The organism is Rhodoferax sp. (assembly GCF_018063565.1).
Taxonomy (GTDB): domain Bacteria; phylum Pseudomonadota; class Gammaproteobacteria; order Burkholderiales; family Burkholderiaceae_C; genus Rhodoferax.
Genome location: NZ_JAGPBB010000015.1, coordinates 37,777 through 54,021, shown reverse-complemented (window position 1 = coordinate 54,021; position 16,245 = coordinate 37,777). Strand labels below are relative to the sequence as shown.

Annotated in this window: 17 protein-coding genes and 1 pseudogene; 14 read left to right on the top strand and 4 right to left on the bottom strand. The window is 61.2% G+C overall.

Going from position 1 to position 16,245, the window contains the following annotated elements; translation table 11 throughout:
• Both KBF66_RS05720 and KBF66_RS05715 read right to left on the bottom strand, forming a co-directional pair.
• Nucleotides 1-182, bottom strand: a pseudogene (locus KBF66_RS05720) (efflux transporter periplasmic adaptor subunit); the annotation flags it as partial.
• Entirely contained in the window at nucleotides 179-820 is a 642-nt protein-coding gene (locus KBF66_RS05715) for a TetR family transcriptional regulator (RefSeq protein WP_296653708.1), read from the bottom strand. The gene KBF66_RS05715 and the pseudogene KBF66_RS05720, both read right to left, overlap by 4 nt.
• A 76-nt stretch (nucleotides 821-896) precedes the next feature.
• On the opposite strand from KBF66_RS05715, the gene KBF66_RS05710 reads away from it, so the two are divergent.
• The 5 genes from KBF66_RS05710 to KBF66_RS05690 are packed head-to-tail and all read left to right on the top strand — an operon-like array spanning nucleotide 897 to nucleotide 7,116.
• Nucleotides 897-2,249 (top strand): S41 family peptidase, encoded by a 1,353-nt coding sequence (locus tag KBF66_RS05710; protein WP_296653705.1) that lies wholly within the window; start codon nucleotides 897-899, stop codon nucleotides 2,247-2,249.
• A gap of 13 nt (nucleotides 2,250-2,262) precedes the next feature.
• Nucleotides 2,263-3,795 (top strand): wax ester/triacylglycerol synthase family O-acyltransferase, encoded by a 1,533-nt coding sequence (locus KBF66_RS05705; protein ID WP_296653702.1) that lies wholly within the window; start codon nucleotides 2,263-2,265, stop codon nucleotides 3,793-3,795.
• Between the two features lie 2 nt (nucleotides 3,796-3,797).
• A complete protein-coding gene (locus tag KBF66_RS05700) occupies nucleotides 3,798-4,622 on the top strand; it encodes an alpha/beta hydrolase (RefSeq protein WP_296653699.1) in 825 nt (274 codons plus the stop codon).
• 4 nt (nucleotides 4,623-4,626) lie between these two features.
• Nucleotides 4,627-6,162: a wax ester/triacylglycerol synthase family O-acyltransferase gene (locus tag KBF66_RS05695; RefSeq protein WP_296653696.1), complete on the top strand. Its 1,536-nt coding sequence runs from the start codon at nucleotides 4,627-4,629 to the stop codon at nucleotides 6,160-6,162.
• 3 nt (nucleotides 6,163-6,165) lie between these two features.
• Nucleotides 6,166-7,116 (top strand): alpha/beta hydrolase, encoded by a 951-nt coding sequence (locus tag KBF66_RS05690; protein ID WP_296653694.1) that lies wholly within the window; start codon nucleotides 6,166-6,168, stop codon nucleotides 7,114-7,116.
• On the opposite strand, the gene KBF66_RS05685 is transcribed toward KBF66_RS05690, so the two are convergent.
• The gene (locus KBF66_RS05685; RefSeq protein WP_296653691.1) at nucleotides 7,044-7,202 is read right to left on the bottom strand and encodes a DUF3309 family protein; all 159 of its coding nucleotides are present in this window, start codon (nucleotides 7,200-7,202) and stop codon (nucleotides 7,044-7,046) included. The genes KBF66_RS05690 and KBF66_RS05685 overlap by 73 nt on opposite strands.
• Nucleotides 7,203-7,379: 177 nt before the next feature.
• Between KBF66_RS05685 and KBF66_RS05680 the strand changes: the two genes are divergently transcribed.
• Nucleotides 7,380-7,919, top strand: a complete 540-nt coding sequence (locus tag KBF66_RS05680; protein WP_296653687.1) for a lipocalin family protein — start codon at nucleotides 7,380-7,382, stop codon at nucleotides 7,917-7,919.
• A 128-nt stretch (nucleotides 7,920-8,047) separates the two neighbouring features.
• On the opposite strand, the gene KBF66_RS05675 is transcribed toward KBF66_RS05680, so the two are convergent.
• Complete coding sequence (locus tag KBF66_RS05675; protein ID WP_296653685.1) at nucleotides 8,048-9,409, bottom strand: sigma-54-dependent Fis family transcriptional regulator; 1,362 nt, start codon at nucleotides 9,407-9,409, stop codon at nucleotides 8,048-8,050.
• 178 nt (nucleotides 9,410-9,587) lie between these two features.
• Here KBF66_RS05675 and petA point away from each other — a divergent pair, with 178 nt between their 5' ends.
• The 8 genes from petA to KBF66_RS05635 all read left to right on the top strand — a co-directional run bounded on the left by petA (nucleotide 9,588) and on the right by KBF66_RS05635 (nucleotide 16,224).
• Nucleotides 9,588-10,214, top strand: coding sequence for a ubiquinol-cytochrome c reductase iron-sulfur subunit (gene petA, locus KBF66_RS05670; protein ID WP_296653682.1), 627 nt, complete (start codon nucleotides 9,588-9,590; stop codon nucleotides 10,212-10,214).
• 2 nt (nucleotides 10,215-10,216) lie between these two features.
• Nucleotides 10,217-10,633 (top strand): group II truncated hemoglobin, encoded by a 417-nt coding sequence (locus KBF66_RS05665; RefSeq protein ID WP_296653679.1) that lies wholly within the window; start codon nucleotides 10,217-10,219, stop codon nucleotides 10,631-10,633.
• Nucleotides 10,634-10,662: 29 nt separating this feature from the next.
• Nucleotides 10,663-11,295 (top strand): hypothetical protein, encoded by a 633-nt coding sequence (locus KBF66_RS05660; protein WP_296653676.1) that lies wholly within the window; start codon nucleotides 10,663-10,665, stop codon nucleotides 11,293-11,295.
• Nucleotides 11,296-11,298: 3 nt separating this feature from the next.
• Nucleotides 11,299-12,735: a cytochrome c oxidase accessory protein CcoG gene (gene ccoG / locus KBF66_RS05655; protein WP_296653673.1), complete on the top strand. Its 1,437-nt coding sequence runs from the start codon at nucleotides 11,299-11,301 to the stop codon at nucleotides 12,733-12,735.
• 45 nt (nucleotides 12,736-12,780) lie between these two features.
• Nucleotides 12,781-13,656, top strand: a complete 876-nt coding sequence (locus KBF66_RS05650; protein WP_296653670.1) for an alpha/beta fold hydrolase — start codon at nucleotides 12,781-12,783, stop codon at nucleotides 13,654-13,656.
• 68 nt (nucleotides 13,657-13,724) lie between these two features.
• A complete protein-coding gene (gene surE / locus KBF66_RS05645) occupies nucleotides 13,725-14,501 on the top strand; it encodes a 5'/3'-nucleotidase SurE (RefSeq protein WP_296653667.1) in 777 nt (258 codons plus the stop codon).
• A 95-nt stretch (nucleotides 14,502-14,596) separates the two neighbouring features.
• A complete protein-coding gene (locus KBF66_RS05640; RefSeq protein WP_296653662.1) occupies nucleotides 14,597-15,289 on the top strand; it encodes a protein-L-isoaspartate(D-aspartate) O-methyltransferase in 693 nt (230 codons plus the stop codon).
• Nucleotides 15,290-15,303: 14 nt separating this feature from the next.
• A complete protein-coding gene (locus KBF66_RS05635) occupies nucleotides 15,304-16,224 on the top strand; it encodes a peptidoglycan DD-metalloendopeptidase family protein (RefSeq protein WP_296653660.1) in 921 nt (306 codons plus the stop codon).
• The last annotated feature ends 21 nt before the right edge of the window (nucleotides 16,225-16,245 follow it).

Sequence of the window (16,245 nt, the reverse complement as noted above, 5' to 3'; positions counted from 1 at the left end):
GCCTCGACCGTGCCAATGCCAAAAATCGCCGGGCTCAGGCTGCCCTCTTTGGGTTGGGTCACGGTGACCTTGATCGGGGCCAGCGGCCCGGTACGCAGCGACACATAGGCGACGGCACCGATCAGCAGCAGCGCAGCAGCGCCCAGGGCAATGCGGCGCAGCAGGGTTTGTTGGGGGTTCATGGGATTCCTTGGGTTGAATGGGGGGTGGCGTGTTGCAGTCCGCGCTGGTAGATGGCAAACACGGCCGCTGCCTGCTGGCACATGACAGATACATCACCGGCCATCAACGCCTGCATCACCAGCCCTTGAACTGAACCAAGAAACAGCACGCTAGCGCTTTCCTTATCAATGTCAATAGCTATCAAATTTGAATATTCTGCCGAAGTCAGCAGGCGCATGAGCAGTGCGCGGTAGGCTTGCATCAGGGCCCGCACCTCGGCTTTGTGCGGAGAATCCTCAGGTTGCTGCAGTTCGTGGAACAAGATGCGGGGCACGCCCGGGTGTGCCAGCACAAATTCCACATGCGCCATGAAAACGGCGCGCAGGGCTTCCAAGGGCTTGCCCTCATTCAGTTCGGCGGCTTCTTGCAAGCGACTCAGCAGCGTGTCATGAACCCAGCACAACACCGCCAACCAGAGCGACTGCTTGCTGTCAAAGTGGCGGAACATGGCACCCTGGGTGATACCCACGGCCATGGCCAAGTCGCCGGTGGTGATGGCTGCAGGGCTGCGTTGCGCGGCGAGTTGAATGGCGGCGTCGATCAAACTTGCCTGGCGGATTTCAGTGGCTTGCTTGCCGGGTTTTTCGCTTGAATACATACTGAAGTAATTAATCTATTACTTATTCTAGCGGCTGGTTGTTTACCCCAGGTCGTTTTGCCCTGAGAATCCATATATGAAGTACTTTTTTAAAATGTGTTGTGCCAGGACGATGCTGTGCGTGGCAGTGGCGGCCCTGGCAGGTTGTGGTGGCGGCGGTGCTGACCCGGCACCGACCACGCCGGTTGCCAACAGCTGTGATGTCTCGGTACAAAAGACCTGGCTGCGCGACACCATGCGCCAGACCTACTTTTGGTCAGGTGTGGCACCTGATCTGGCACCCCTGGCCGAACAGAGCTTGAGCAGTTATTTCTCAACCCTGCTGTTTGCCGGCAATGCCCAGACGCCGGCGGACCGCTGGAGTTACCTCGCGGACCGGGCTGCCTACGAGCAGTTTTTTGAAGAAGGCACAACGCTGGGTTATGGCGTAGCGGTGAATGCGCTGGAGGGTCAATTGCCACTGAAAATCCGGTGGGTGGATCCGGGCAGTCCGGCAGCAGTGGCTGGCCTGATGCGTGGCGACGAGATTCTGGCGATCAACGGAGTCAGTGTGGCCGATGTGTTGGCCTCCGGCAACTTTTCGGTGTTAAGCCCCGCCAAGGTGGGCGACACACTCTCGCTGCAAATTGCCGCGGCGACGGGCAGTCGGTCCGTTGCGGTGGTGGCGGCTACTTACGCATTGACGCCGGTGCCGGTATCGCGCGTGCTGGATTTGCCCAACGGTCGACGTGTGGCCTATCTGATGCTCAAAGACTTTGTGACCCAGGCGCGCAGCCCGCTGGCCAGTGCCTTTGCTGCCTTTAGCGCGGCAGGAGCCAGTGAACTGGTGGTGGATTTGCGCTACAACGGAGGGGGACTGATTTCGGTCGCCGACGCGCTGGCGTCCCTGGTGGCAGGGCAGGCGCACAGCGGCAAACTGTTCACTGCACTGGTTTACAACCCGCTGCAAAACCGTGCCGACGTCAACTATTGGCTTGACGCCAGCAGCAACGGGTTCTCACGCGTGGTCATACTGAACGGTCGGCGCACCTGCTCGGCCAGTGAACTGCTGGCCAATGGCCTCAAACCATATGTGCAGGTGGTCACATTGGGCGAGACCACTTGTGGCAAACCGGTGGGCTTCACGCCCGTGGACCACTGCGACAGCACGCTGAGCGCGGTCAACTTTGAGGCGCTGAATGCGCTTGGTGAAGGGCGCTATTACAACGGCCTGTCGCCCACGTGTGCCGTGGCTGAAGATTTTGCCGGCGCTCTGGGTGACCCGTCTGAGAAGCTGCTGGCTGCCGCCAGCCAGTACCTGGTCAGTGGGCAGTGCCCGGCCACAGCCAGCGATTCGGGTTTGCAACGGCGTGCGCTGGCCGCGCCACAAGCCGCGGCGGCCAGAGCGGTGATAGAACCCGGCGGTTTTGTCGGAATGCGAGCCGATTGACGGGCAGCACGGTATGAATCCATCACGCTCCGATGTTGAGGCTCTGACCGGCCTGGATGGCGCTTTTTTGAACCTTGAGACCCTGGCCACGCCCATGCACGTGGGTTCGCTTCACACTTTTGTGGTACCGGCTGACTATGGCGGAGATTTCTTTACGGATGTCAAAGTACTGCTGTCCCAGCGCATGGTGCCGGTGCTGCGCCGGCGCTTGGGCGCAATGCCGCTGCAAATGGCCAATCCGGTGTGGCTCGATGGTGAAGTTGACCTGGACCAGCATATCGAGCGTATTCATATTCCGGCACCAGGCGGGCGCGAGCAGCTCGAGGTGGTGGTGGCAAATCTGCACGCCGATTTGCTCAACCGCTCGCGGCCCTTGTGGATGATGTATGTGCTCGACGGCCTGGCCAACGGCGAGCGCGCCTACTACTTCAAGATTCACCATGCCATGCTCGACGGGCAGGCGGGCAGTGCGCTGGCGGCTGCCTTGTTTGACACGGCGCCACACGCGCTGGAGGCCAATGTCGAGTCGTTTGTGCCCACTGTATCGAGCGCCAAGCCGGGTGCGCTCAAGCTGGTGGCAGCCGCGTTTCGCCACGATGCGACGCAATACGTCAAACTGGTGCGCGACTTGCCGGGGGTGGTGCGCACGCTGGCCGGGCTGGTGCGCAGTTCGGGTGACAAACACTCCGACGTCGATACAAGAGCGGCAAGCGCGGGGTCGGGTCACAAGGCTGGCCGTAGCCGCATGGCGTTTGGGCCGCGCACGCCGCTCAATGTGGCGATCACCCGCGATCGCGGGTTTGCCGCCGAGTCGGTGGCACTCGCTGAAGTCAAGGCCATTGCCGCGGCGACCGAGTCAACCGTCAATGACGTGGTGCTGGCGCTGTGTGGCGGTGCGCTGCGCCGCTACCTGGCACGCCACGATACGCTGCCCAAAAAGTCGCTGATCGCCTCAATGCCGATTTCGTTGCGCGACAAGGGAGACACTGGGTTTCACACCAAGGCCACGCTGAGCCTGGTCAGCCTGGCCACACACCTGAAAGATCCGCTCAAGCGCTTGCAGGCGGTGCGTGGCAATACCACGGCCACCAAGGCGGTGGCGCGGCGGGCCAAGTCGGTGATTCCCACCGACTTCCCCTCGATTGGCGTGCCGTGGCTGATGGGTGCCCTGGCAAACCTGTATGGCCGCGGTGGCGTCTCTGAGGTATTGCCACCGCTGGCCAATGTGCTGATTTCCAATGTGCCGGGTCCGGCCGTGCCACTGTATGTGGGGCAAGCCCGCATGACCGGTTACTGGCCGCTGTCGATCGTGGAGCACGGCGTGGGGCTCAACATCACGCTGATGAGCTACGCCGGGCGGGTGTACCTGGGTTTTACCGTGGCACGCTGTGCCGTGCCCGATGTACGGCTGCTGGCTGACGACTTCATGCTCGCCTATGCCGAACTCAAGGCGGCTGCGCTCATGCCGGCCAAAGCCAAGCAAGGGCGCCAGCCTCCCGCCAAACCAGCTGCAAAGCTGGGGAACTCATCGTCTGTAAAGGGTTGACCATGTTGTCCGCCGCCAAAGTTGTGCGCCACCGCCATACGGGCGCGCCGCACCTGCTGCACTCGCTGCTGGAGCCACGCGCTTTGATCGAGGCCGCGCTGCTGCCGATGACACTGCCGCTGTTGATGCAAGCACCGCACGGCGATGGCCATCCGGTGCTGTTGCTGCCGGGTTTCATGGCTGATGAGAAGTCCCTGTTTGTGCTCAAAGCCTTCCTGCAGCGCAAAGGTTATGACGTGCACACCTGGGGGTTGGGGCGTAACCTGGGCTTTCGCAGCAAACATGCCAGTGCATTGCCGCAGAAAATTCGCTACCTGCACCATGTGACCGGGCGCAAAGTCAGTCTGGTGGGCTGGAGCCTGGGCGGTGTGTTTTCGCTGTTTGGTGCGGAGAACGCGCTGGAATGCGTGCGCAGCGTTGTCACCCTGGGCAGCCCGGTGAGCATGGACGCGCAGGGCAGCCAGTCGCCCGCCGCGGTCAAGGCGCTGTACCGGCTGGTATCGCACCGCCTGGGCAGCAACGCCCATGCCATGGCACCCCGTGCCAAGGCGTTGCGCGAGCACCGCCGGCTGGCGATCCCAACGAGTTGCCTGTATTCGCTGGGCGACGGCGTGGTGCCGCCGCAGGAGGCCACCATTGACGGCGACCCGGCGCTGCACGAGAACATCCGTGTGCCGGGCAGCCACATTGGCCTGGGCTTTAACGGTGTGGTGCTGGCAGTGGTGGCCGATCGGCTGGCGCAAGCCGAGGGGCAATGGTTGCCGTTCAAACCCGCTGGCCTGCTGGCTCAGGTCTGGCGCGTGATGCCCACCGATACAAAGGCTTGACCCCATGCCACATGCCCCTCGAACGCCCTTGCGCCAGCTTGGTGAAAGTGATGCCGCGTTTATTTACTCTGACTCCGAGCATGCCAACTCCAACGTCACGTTGCTGCATATTTATGACCAAACCACGGCACCGGGCGGTGTGGTGCGCTTCAAGCAGATTTTGACGCACCTGGAAAACCGCCTGAGCCAGTTGCCCATTTTTCGGCAAAAGATCCTGCGCGTGCCGCTGGACCTGGACTACCCGTATTGGGTGGAAGACGAGAACTTTGACATCGAGTACCACGTGCGCCACATCGCGCTGCCCAAGCCGGGTGACTGGCGCCAGTTCTGCATCCAGGCCTCGCGCATCCATGCGCGGCCACTCGACCTGCAGCGGCCCTTGTGGGAAATGTATGTGATCGAGGGCTTGGACAGTTTTCTTGACCTGCCGGTGGGCAGCTTTGCAGTCTTGCTCAAGGTGCACCATGCGGCGGTGGATGTGGCGCACGACCACGAAATCACCCGTTTGCTGCACGACCTGACACCCGACCCGCCGCCGGACCCTCCACCGCGGCCGTGGTTTGCGCAGTCGCCACCGGGCACGCTGGCGCTGATGTGGCGTGCCGGTTTTCATGCGGCAAGTTTCCCGATGCGTCTGGCTGGCTCGGTGTCGCAGGGGCTGGGCATGATGGCGTTGACCGTCAAGACGCTGGCGGGCGAGTTTTGGCGCCGCCCGCATGACTTTCCGGTCACCCGCTTTAACACCGTGGTTTCGGCACACCGGGTCTTTGATACGCGGCGTTTTGCGCTGGCCGAATGCAAACGCATCCAGACGCTGGTCGATGGTGCGACGATCAACGATGTGGTGCTGGCAGTGTGCGCCGGCGGCTTGCGCCGCTATCTGGAATTGCAATGCGAGCTGCCCGCTGCAAGCCTGCTGGCGGCCGCGCCGATTGCCGTCCACACCGATAAAGGATCAGCACAGGACGCGTTTTCGTGGGTGAGGGTGCGATTGCAGACCGACGAGCCTGACGCGCTCAAGCGCTTGCGAGCCATTGCCGCCACCACCTCGTCGAACGAAGTGCTGGACCAGGCTGCCCATGCGCGTGGCCTGACCGACCTGGCCAGCCAGGCCCCGGCGCTGGCCATTGCCGCCACCAGCAAGATGATGCGGGCCGCATCGGCACGGTTGGGCGACTGGACACCGCTGGCCAATTGCAGCATCACCAATGTGCAGGGGCCGCAGGCGGCGCTGTACCTGAAAGGCGCACGCCTGACGTACCTGTCGGCCATCATGCCGATTGCCGATGGCATGGGGCTGGTGTTTTCCGTCACCAGTTACAACGAGATGCTGGTGATCTCGTTTACCGCCTGTTACGAACAATTGCCTGATCCAGAGGTGTTGGCGCAGTGCTTGCGGGACAGTTTTCAAGAGTACCTGGGGCTGCTGGGGCCAGCGCTGTTGCCGGTGCCAAAGGTGTCGCCCGCACGTGGACGCAAGCCACGTCCTGCTCGCAAAAGACCGCTTTCAAGACCGGCCCAGTCGCGCCAGAGCGCTTGAGGCATGCGCACTGCAGGCGAGTGGCCAATCGAGTACGAGGTGCTGGGTGACCCCCTGCACCCGGCGATCGTGCTGATCATGGGCTTGGGCATGCAGCTCACCAGTTGGCCGGACGCGCTTTGTCAGACACTGGTTGCGGGCGGCTACCGGGTGGTGCGCCTTGACAACCGCGACAGCGGGCTGTCGGCGCGCGCACCAGCGGGCAAGTTGCCCGGAGTCTGGCAAGCGGTGGCGGCAACGCTGCTGCGGCTGCCTTTGCGGATTCCGTATCAACTGCACGACATGGCCGCAGATGCAGTGTGCGTCATGGATGCGCTGCAGATTGACCGTGCCCATGTGGTCGGGGCGTCGATGGGTGGCATGATTGCCCAAGTGCTAGCCGCGCAGTTTCCGCACCGGGTGTTGAGTCTGACCTCCATCATGTCCTCCAGCGGCAACCCGCGCTTGCCATTGCCCACGCGCCCGGCGCGCCGGGCTCTGCTGAGCCGTCCGGCTGATTCGGGCAATCTGGATTCGGTGGTTGACCATCTGGTACAGGTGTTTGGAGTGATTGGCAGCCCGGCCTATCCCGAACCAGAGGGCAGCCTGCGCGAGCGGGTGCACAGGGGGGTGTTGCGAGCCTACGATCCACCTGCCACCCAGCGCCAGTTGCTCGCCGTGATCAGGAGTGGTGACCGACGCCCTTTGTTACGCCGCATCCAGGCGTCCACGCTGGTGATTCATGGCCGCGCGGATCCATTGGTACCCCTGGCCGCCGGCCAGGACACGGCTGCCAACGTGCCAGGTGCCAGATTGCTGGTGATCGATGGGATGGGACACGACTTGCCAGGTGCCTTGTTGGGGCAGATAGCAGCGGCGATTCTGGCACATTGCGACGCCGCTCAGATCCGGCCCATCAACAGCAGCACCACGATGATGATCACGACCAGCCCGAGTCCACCACTGGGTCCATAGCCCCAACTGTGACTGTGTGGCCAGGCGGGAATGGCACCGATCAGCATCAGGATCAGGACGATCAACAGGATAGTGCCGAGACTCATGACAGCCTCTTGGAGGCAAACGGCGTGTTTTGGGAGGTGTGGCGCATGGTGTCCTTTGCAGGAAATGGTTGAAGGAATTTGATGTTGCCCTGCCGTTCCCTGTGGGTCTGTTCGATGGCGTACCCTGATTGGGACCGGTCTTGTGGCACCATGACTTTTTTTGAGCGGAGGGACGCCATGTTCAGAAGATTTGCAGGGGGACTCGTGTGCTGGCTGGGCTTGAGCAGCTGGGGCGCAGCGCAAAGCCCGGGTCTGGTTGACGCGCCTGTGGCCAGCGTGGCAGCCGTTGATTTGGCCCGCTACGCCGGCAAGTGGTTCGAAATTGCCAGTTTTCCGATGTTTTTTCAGCGACAGTGTGTCGGTGACACCAGCGCCAGTTACACGCTGGGTGCCGATGGCCGGGTCGAGGTCAGCAACCGCTGTCGCACTGAAAACGGCTTCGATGAAGCCAAGGGGGTCGCCACCGTGGTCGAAGGCTGGCGCAACAGTCGCCTCAAAGTCTCATTCTTCTGGCCATTCAAGTCCGACTATTGGGTGTTGGGTCTGGATGACGATTACCGCTGGGCAGTGGTGGGTAACCCGAACCGCAAATACCTGTGGGTTTTGTCCCGCACGCCGCAGTTGTCCAAACCCTTGCTGGATGCGGCGCTGGCTTGCGCCACGGCGCAGGGCTATGACTTGAGTCAGCTGCGCTATACGCCGCAGACTGCGCCCTAGGCGGTTGTGTTGCCGCGCACGAGGCAAATGCCCTGGTCGCCCCAGCGCGCTACTTGCACCCAAGTTCTTGAATGAATTGCACTCTAGCGCAAGTCAGTCAATCCTCTATAGCAATAATAATAATAGCGCTAAGATCGTTTCAGAGCCTTGATCCTTCGATACAGTGAACGCTCGCTGATGCCCAGTTGCGCCGCCAGTTCAGCTCGACTGCCGGGATGGGCCTTGAGTATTTCACTCAGTGCGGCGTGTTCGGCTGACTTGAGGCCACCAGGGACGGCGAAGGTCGGCTTGGCACTGGCTCCGCTGGCAAATGGCAGTGGTCCGGGGGCATCGTGCTCTCGTGCAGGAGAAACGGGCGGACGCCGGCCGGACCTGAGGGCCTGTTCGACGTGGGTGGCGTCGAGTGTGCTGCCGTCGCACAGCAGGGCCGAACGCTCCAGCAGGTTGCGCAGTTCACGCACATTGCCAGGATAGTCCTGAGCTTGCAGCAGGTTCAATGCTGCGTTGCTGATGCCCAGCTTGCGCTGTGCCGCGACCCGTTTGAGCAGGGCCATGGCCAGCAGCGAGATATCGTCGCGGCGCTCCCGCAAGGCCGGCAGGTGGATGGGAAAGGTGCTCAGGCGGTAGTACAGGTCTTCGCGGAAGCGACCTTGCACCACCATCTGATCGAGATCACGGTGGGTCGCTGAGACCACGCGGATGTCGGCATGACGCTGCTCGGTGCTGCCGACGCGGCGATAGGTACCCGTCTCCAGCAACCGCAGCAGCTTGACCTGCATGGTCAGCGGAATGTCACCCACCTCGTCCAGAAACAGCGTGCCGCCGCTGGCAGCCTCGACCAGGCCGCCACGGGCGGTATTGGCGCCGGTGAATGCGCCACGCTCATGGCCAAACAGTTCGGACTCAAACAGGTTCTCGGGCAGACTGGAGCAGTCGACCGGTACCAGCGCCCGCTGCGAGCGACTGCTGGCCTCGTGTACGGCGCGTGCCACCAGTTCCTTGCCGGTGCCCGACTCTCCCAGCAGCAAAACTGTCGCCATGGCCGGCGCCACCCGCGCCACCAGCGACAGCATGTGCTGAAACACCGCTGAACGCCCGATCAGCCCCTGGGCCGTTGCCTGGCCCTGAGCAACGCGCAACGACTCCATTTTCTCAACAAAAAACGCCTGCTCCCCATCGGCATTGAGCAGCGGTGCCAGCTCAATATTGACATACTCCTCACCTTTGGCGGTGTGATGGAGGTGCAGCACCCGCTCGCGTTGGCCCGACTCGCGCGCCTTGACCAGTGGACACGATTCACCCGCCTGATCACACGGCACGCTGAAATGGTGAGACACCTCAAAGCAGGTCCGCCCGACCACGCTGCGATCAGGGCTGAACTGGCGCCGGTACGACGCGTTGGCGGCCAGAATTCGGTATTGCGTGTCAAACAAAATGTGGGGCTCGGGCAAGCCCTCCAGGAACGACATCAGTTCGGGAAGCGGTTTCATGCGGCAAGTTTATGCCAGATGACTGCCAGTCTGTCATATCTGGCAGAACCTGGCGATGCTCCTGCCAGCCATATTGGGGTTGTTTTGTTTGCTAAGTATATGAATTCATTTGATGTTCTTTGTTTAACGGGGGTGGCACGATTATTGATTGATACGTTGGTCTTTCCTGGAGTACCTGATGACGACTGTGAACACCTTTGATGCGCTGGCAGCCAATTCACACGAGCACGATGCAGAGCGGCGCAGAATGCTTGTTCTGACGGCTACCGCTGGTGCAGTGGCTGCAGGCGCAGTGGCACTGCCGTTGGTGGCGAGTTTTTCCCCCAGCGAGCGGGCGCTGGCCATGGGTGCAGCGGTTGAGGCCGATATTTCAGACATCGCGGTGGGGGCCGTCAAGACCATCGAGTGGCGAGGCAAACCCGTTTGGGTGATGCGACGAACCCCTGAAATGCTGGCCTCGCTGCCCTTGCTTGACAGCCAATTGGTGGATCCAGCCTCAGAAGTCAAGTCCCAGCAACCTGATTACGCACAAAACGCCCATCGCTCCATCAAGCCTGAGTTCATGGTGACGGTGGGCATTTGTACCCACCTGGGCTGTTCACCCACGTCGGTACCGGCCGGCACCAACAATCCGAGCGTCGGTGCCGACTGGAAGGGCGGTTTTTTCTGCCCTTGTCACGGCTCGACCTTTGATCTTGCGGGTCGAGTCTTCAAGAACAAGCCGGCCCCGACCAATCTGGAAGTGCCGCCCCACAAATACCTTTCCGATGGTCGGCTGCTGATTGGCGAAGACAAGGTGGCATGAACATGAATACTGCAGTTGTCGTGACGCCATACGAACGCCTGGGTCAAGAGGCGGGCATTCGTCAGCTCGTCTCGCGCTTTTACGCGCTGATGGATGAACTGCCTGAGGCCTATACCGTGCGCCAGATGCACCCCGAGAGCCTGACGGGCAGCGCGCAAAGCCTGTTTGAGTTTTTATCGGGCTGGCTGGGTGGGCCACCCCTGTATGAGCGAAAGAAAGGCCACCCGCGCCTGCGCATGCGTCATGCACCTTACACGGTGAACCAGGTGGTGCGTGACGAGTGGATGTTGTGCATGACACAAGCCATCTCCGAGCAGGTGCCTGACCTGGTGTTCCGGCAATGGCTGCTCGAGACCTTTGGGCAGATGGCGGATCATCTTTTGAACGCTGGCGACGCATCGTCTTGCTCCGCGCATTGATACAACCTGAGACAGTCCGGAGGCCGCGCATGTACTTCAGAATATTGAACGATGACGCCAGCGGTGAACTGACCTACCTGCTGGCTGACCCGAGCGCTCGCGAAGCGGTACTGATCGACCCGCACGGTCGCGATCTGCCGGTTCTGCACGCTCTGCTGTCCGAGCGTGACCTGCGTCTGCGCTGGATTTTGCGCACCCATCACCATGACGATATGCAGCGGCGCGAGCCCGCCCTGCTGGCACGTCTGGCCGCGCCTGTGGTGCAAGGTGATTCGGCTGACCCCGTCAGCGCGTCGGTCTTGCCGTTTGGTGACGAGCTGATTCATGTGGTGTCCACGCCGGGGCACACCCGCTTCTGCCTGAGCTTTTCCTGGCGCGACAGGTTTTTTTGCGGCGGCTTGCTGGCGGTGACCGCCTGCCCACATCAACCGCGCCCACAGGCACCCCAGGACTTGTGGGACAGCGTGACGCAGAAAGTTTTTACACTTCCGGATGAAACTTTGTTGTTTGCCGGACATGAGCGGCGTGCGCGGGCGGTTAGCACCGTACTGGAGCAACGCCGCTGGCATCCGTTTTTTTCCGGATTGACGCGCGACGAATTCCTCGCGCACATGGCGGCCCTTCCAGAACAACAGATACTCACACCAACTTTAGAGGAATGACACATGACTAACAGCACGAAAGACGGCAAGAAGGTGATTCCCATCGCCGCTGCTGAGCCCGAAGAGGAGATGATTTCGCTGTACGCAGCGCACAAGAAGATCTATCCGCGCAGTGTTTCAGGGGTATTTTCCAACTGGCGCTGGATCATGGTCTGGGTCACGCAGATCATTTTTTATGGCCTGCCGTGGATCGAATGGGGACAGCGTCAGGCGGTGTTGTTTGACTTGAGTGTGCGCCGCTTTTACATCTTTGGTTTGGTGTTGTACCCGCAGGACTTTATTTACCTCACCGGATTGATGATCATTGCGGCCTTGTCGCTGTTCTTGTTCACCGCGGTGGCCGGGCGCCTGTGGTGCGGCTACGCCTGCCCGCAAACGGTGTACACCGAGATTTTCCTTTGGTTCGAAAAACTGGTCGAGGGGGATCGCGCCGCGCGCATGCGTCGTGATGAAGCGGGTATGTCGGGCGAAAAGCTGGCGCGCAAGGCGGCAAAACACTTCCTCTGGATTGCGTTTTCGTTCTGGACCGGGTTTACGTTTGTGGGTTACTTTGTGCCGATGCGTGAAATGGCGGGGGCATTCATGGGTGGTCAGCTGGCCGCCTGGGAGTTTTTCTGGGTATTTTTCTACGGCTTTGCGACCTATGGCAACGCCGGTTTCATGCGTGAACAGGTGTGCCTGCACATGTGCCCGTACGCGCGGTTTCAAAGCGCCATGTTTGACAAGGACACCCTGATCGTCACTTACGATGCTGAGCGCGGTGAGCCACGCGGTGCACGCTCGAAAAAGGCCGACCCGAGCAAACTCAATCTGGGCGCCTGTGTGGATTGCAGTCTATGTGTGCAGGTGTGCCCGACCGGGATCGACATCCGCAATGGCCTGCAGTACCAGTGCATTGGCTGTGGTGCCTGTGCCGACGTCTGTGACACGGTGATGGACAAGGTGGGTTACCCGCGTGGTTTGGTCAAGTACTCGACTGAAAACGCGATGAAAAACCATTGGAGTTCCAAGCAGACCATGCGGCATGTGTTGCGGCCGCGGGTGCTGGTCTACACCAGCATTCTTACCGCCATCGTGCTGGCGATCTTCATCAGTCTCGCCATGCGCACGCCGTTCAAGGTGAATGTGGTACGGGACCGCGGTGTCATGGCGCGGGTGGTCGATGCAGGCAAAACAGAAAACGTTTACCGCTTGCAGGTGATGAACGCGACGGAGACCGACCAACATTACCGGTTCTCCGTCAACGGGTTGCCGAGTTTGGTCATCACCTCGGACACCACTGTCAAGGTGGAATCGACGAAGGCCGTGACCATACCGGTTCGGGTACAGGCTGATTTTGGTGCCGCCAGCGCCGGCTCGCATGAAATTCACTTTGAAATCGAGTCGCTGGACAGCCCAGGCAAACTGATCGAGAAATCGACCTTTATCGTGCCCAACTGAGTCGGGTGGTGCCGGGACCTTGAGATGGAGGGTGCGGGGTCCTGGATGTGGCTGGCCGCCACATTGGGGCTGGCCTTGTACGGGCTGCGTTTCCTGGCCCACCGTCTGATTTTGCGCGGCTTGCGCGCCCCGCGCGTCGGCCATGCGCAGCCATTGGCTGCCCTTGATCCGGCTGGCGTCGGGGTCCGATGTCGCGTCACCTCAGGCAAATCCTTGTTTGGCTGGTTCTCTGCGTTGCCGGATGATTCTGTGGTGCCTGCGGTGCTGGTCATGCATGGTTGGGGTGCCAATGCAGCCATGATGTCAGCCTGCATCGCGCCCATCAGGGCCGCCGGTTACTCAGTGCTATTGCTCGATGCGCGCTGTCATGGTTTGAGCGACGATGAGCCGTTCACTTCGCTGCCACGCTTTGCTCAGGACATCGAGGCTGGACTTGACTGGCTGGCAGCCCAGCCCCAAGTGGACCGGTCGCGTCTCGCGGTGATTGGGCACTCTGTCGGCGCGGGTGCGGCACTCTTGTGCGCTTCACGCTCGCCAAGACTGCGGGCGGTCGTCAGCATCAGTGCCTTCGCCCATCCACAGGAGGTGATGCGACGGTTCTTGGCTGACCACCATGTTCCATACTTTGTCATCGGCTGGTATGTGTTGCGCCACGTGCAAAAAGTGATTGGGGCCTGTTTTGGCGATATTGCACCACTCCACTCGATCGGACGGGTCTCATGCCCGGTCTTGCTGGTCCATGGTACGCAAGACGAAATGGTGCCGTTTGATGACGCAAGGCGCATTCTTGACGCAGCTCGACCGGGCGTCGCGACCCTGATGGCTGTGCCAGGGCGACATGATCCCAGTGATGCATTGCACGAGGAGTTGCCGCAGATCGTTGATTTTTTGCGACGGGCATTTGTTCCTTCATCGGCCTGAACAGGCGTCCTTGCAGCGATCAGGCGGCTGGGTTCGACCCCTACAATTCGGCAGCAAAGGGCAACTCCATGAAAATACTCATTTCCAATGACGACGGCTACCAGGCTCCGGGTCTTGTTGCGCTCTACGAGGCGCTCAAAGATATCGCCGAAGTCGAGGTGGTTGCGCCGGAGCAGAACAACAGCGCCAAGTCCAACGCGTTGACCCTGCATTCACCGTTGTATGTTCACCGCGCCGGCAATGGCTTTCGCTTTGTCAATGGCACACCGGCGGACTGTGTGCACATTGCCTTGACGGGCCTGCTGGACTATCGCCCGGATCTGGTGGTATCGGGCATCAACAACGGTGCCAACATGGGTGACGACACCATTTACTCCGGCACCGTCGGGGCGGCAATGGAGGGTTACCTGTTTGGGATTCCGTCGATCGCGTTCTCACAGGTTGAGCGGGACTGGCATCATTTGGACGCTGCGGCCACCAAAGCGCGTGAATTGGTGCTGCAAATGGCAGCGCAAAATCTGGTTGGCAGCAGTGCGTGGTTGCTCAATGTCAACATTCCCAACCTGCCATTGGCACAGATGGGTCATCTCAAGCTGTGCCGGCTTGGGCGCCGCCATGCTGCTGAGCCGGTAATCACCCAACTGAGCCCACGCGGCGAGACGATGTATTGGATTGGCGCCGCCGGGGCTGCCAAAGACGATGCGGATGGCACGGATTTTCATGCCACCGCGCAAGGTCATATCGCCATGACACCTTTGAAGGTTGACCTGACCGACCATGACCATCTGGGATATTGGGCACAAACGGCGGCGCGACTGTCCAGCGGTATGGGGCGCGGCGGATGACGGGCAGCGCCAAGCCTGGTGCCAAGCGGCGCCCTGGCTTTCCGGTTCAGCTTAGAACTGCCGTCAGTTCGGCGCGTCCGACCAGTCCGCGCTCCATGCCGTCCAACCATCCTTTGCTCACGGTGATTCCGCAAGGTGTGGGTATGGATTCGAGTGCGGTGCGCCGAAGTATGGTGCAAAAACTGGCACAACAGGGCATTCTCGACGCACAGGTGTTGGCTGCGATGGGGCGGGTTGAGCGGCATCGGTTTGTCGACACGGCGCTGGTCAATCAGGCCTACGAGGATACCAGTTTGCCCATCGGCCTGGGGCAAACGATTTCGAAGCCCGGCGTGGTGTCGCGGATGCTCGAACTGTTGTGTCAGGGTAAAACCACCCGCCTTGGACGTGTGCTGGAGATCGGCACTGGCTGCGGCTATCAGGCGGCACTGTTGAGTGAACTCTGTGCCGAGGTGTATTCCATCGAACGACTGCGTGGCCTGCACGACAAGGCGCGTGACAACCTGCGGCCACTGCGTCTGGCCAATGTGCATTTGTTGTTTGGTGACGGCATGGTGGGCTACGCCAAGGGTGCTCCCTATGCGGGCATCATTGCGGCAGCGGGCGGCGAGTCGGTGCCCAGCGCCTGGACAGACCAACTGGCCGTGGGCGCGCGACTGGTGGCTCCGGTGGCGGCTGCCGGTGGCCGACAGCAGGTGCTGATGGTGATTGATAAAACCCCGCAAGGCTTGCGCCAGACCGTGATGGAAGCCGTGCACTTCGTCCCCTTAAAATCCGGGGTCGCTTGATGGGGAACCCAATGATGCTTATGAATCGTGTGCTTGTTATGCCTGGCTTGGCGTTGCTGATGGCCGTGACACTTGCGGCATGCAGCAGCCGGAGTCTGAACCGTGCACCGGTCGAAGAGCGAGGCAGCCGCCCGGTGACAGCGTCTGCCCCGATTCCAGCGACGCCACCGATGGCACCCAGCGGCAACCCCGCCGGTGCCCCGGTACCAGTTGAACTGCCGCCCGTGCATCAGCCACAAGGCTGGGAGAACGCCGGCAAGCCAGGTTACTACACAGTCAAGTCGGGTGATACCCTGCTGCGCATCGCGCTTGAGAACGGACAGTCGATGCGCGATATCGCGCGCTGGAGCCAGGTGGAGAACCCCAATCGTATTGAAGTCGGGCAAGTGCTGCGTGTGGTACCCCCAAGCGCCGGCGAGCCTGTGGTCAAGCCGGTCACTCGACCCAGTGTGACTGCCAGTGCAGCCGTTGCGCCAGCTTCAGCGGGAGCCGCAGCCAGTGCCGCGCCTGCACCCGCGTCAGCCGCCAGTGCCGTGCCTGCCGTGACCAGACCGTTGGTGACCGATTCGGATATTCAGTGGATCTGGCCCACCAGCGGGGCCGTGCTGGCAGGTTTTGACGAGGTCAAGAACAAGGGAGTGGATTTGGGTGGCAGCGCCGGTGACCCGGTGCTGGCGGCGGCGGATGGTCGGGTGGTGTATGTGGGTGCCGGTTTGCGCGGCTATGGCAATCTGATCATTCTGAAACACGACAACGTGTTCTTGACGGCTTATGCCCATAACCAGACACTGCTGGTCAAAGAAGACCAGTCGGTGATCAAGGGGCAGAAGATTGCCGAAATGGGCAACAGTGATGCCGACCGGGTCAAGCTGCATTTCGAGGTGCGTCGCCAGGGCAAGCCGGTCGATCCGCTCAAGTACCTGCCGCCGCGCTAAGGCGCGGCAATACCGGCACAA

Bases quoted from the DNA above. Each gene is read 5' to 3' on its own strand.
- KBF66_RS05715 (WP_296653708.1), bottom strand. From the start codon at position 820: ATGTATTCAAGCGAAAAACCCGGCAAGCAAGCCACTGAAATCCGCCAG.
- KBF66_RS05710 (WP_296653705.1), top strand. From the start codon at position 897: ATGAAGTACTTTTTTAAAATGTGTTGTGCCAGGACGATGCTGTGCGTG.
- KBF66_RS05705 (WP_296653702.1), top strand. From the start codon at position 2,263: ATGAATCCATCACGCTCCGATGTTGAGGCTCTGACCGGCCTGGATGGC.
- KBF66_RS05700 (WP_296653699.1), top strand. From the start codon at position 3,798: ATGTTGTCCGCCGCCAAAGTTGTGCGCCACCGCCATACGGGCGCGCCG.
- KBF66_RS05695 (WP_296653696.1), top strand. From the start codon at position 4,627: ATGCCACATGCCCCTCGAACGCCCTTGCGCCAGCTTGGTGAAAGTGAT.
- KBF66_RS05690 (WP_296653694.1), top strand. From the start codon at position 6,166: ATGCGCACTGCAGGCGAGTGGCCAATCGAGTACGAGGTGCTGGGTGAC.
- KBF66_RS05685 (WP_296653691.1), bottom strand. From the start codon at position 7,202: ATGAGTCTCGGCACTATCCTGTTGATCGTCCTGATCCTGATGCTGATC.
- KBF66_RS05680 (WP_296653687.1), top strand. From the start codon at position 7,380: ATGTTCAGAAGATTTGCAGGGGGACTCGTGTGCTGGCTGGGCTTGAGC.
- KBF66_RS05675 (WP_296653685.1), bottom strand. From the start codon at position 9,409: ATGAAACCGCTTCCCGAACTGATGTCGTTCCTGGAGGGCTTGCCCGAG.
- petA (WP_296653682.1), top strand. From the start codon at position 9,588: ATGACGACTGTGAACACCTTTGATGCGCTGGCAGCCAATTCACACGAG.
- KBF66_RS05665 (WP_296653679.1), top strand. From the start codon at position 10,217: ATGAATACTGCAGTTGTCGTGACGCCATACGAACGCCTGGGTCAAGAG.
- KBF66_RS05660 (WP_296653676.1), top strand. From the start codon at position 10,663: ATGTACTTCAGAATATTGAACGATGACGCCAGCGGTGAACTGACCTAC.
- ccoG (WP_296653673.1), top strand. From the start codon at position 11,299: ATGACTAACAGCACGAAAGACGGCAAGAAGGTGATTCCCATCGCCGCT.
- KBF66_RS05650 (WP_296653670.1), top strand. From the start codon at position 12,781: ATGTGGCTGGCCGCCACATTGGGGCTGGCCTTGTACGGGCTGCGTTTC.
- surE (WP_296653667.1), top strand. From the start codon at position 13,725: ATGAAAATACTCATTTCCAATGACGACGGCTACCAGGCTCCGGGTCTT.
- KBF66_RS05640 (WP_296653662.1), top strand. From the start codon at position 14,597: ATGCCGTCCAACCATCCTTTGCTCACGGTGATTCCGCAAGGTGTGGGT.
- KBF66_RS05635 (WP_296653660.1), top strand. From the start codon at position 15,304: ATGCTTATGAATCGTGTGCTTGTTATGCCTGGCTTGGCGTTGCTGATG.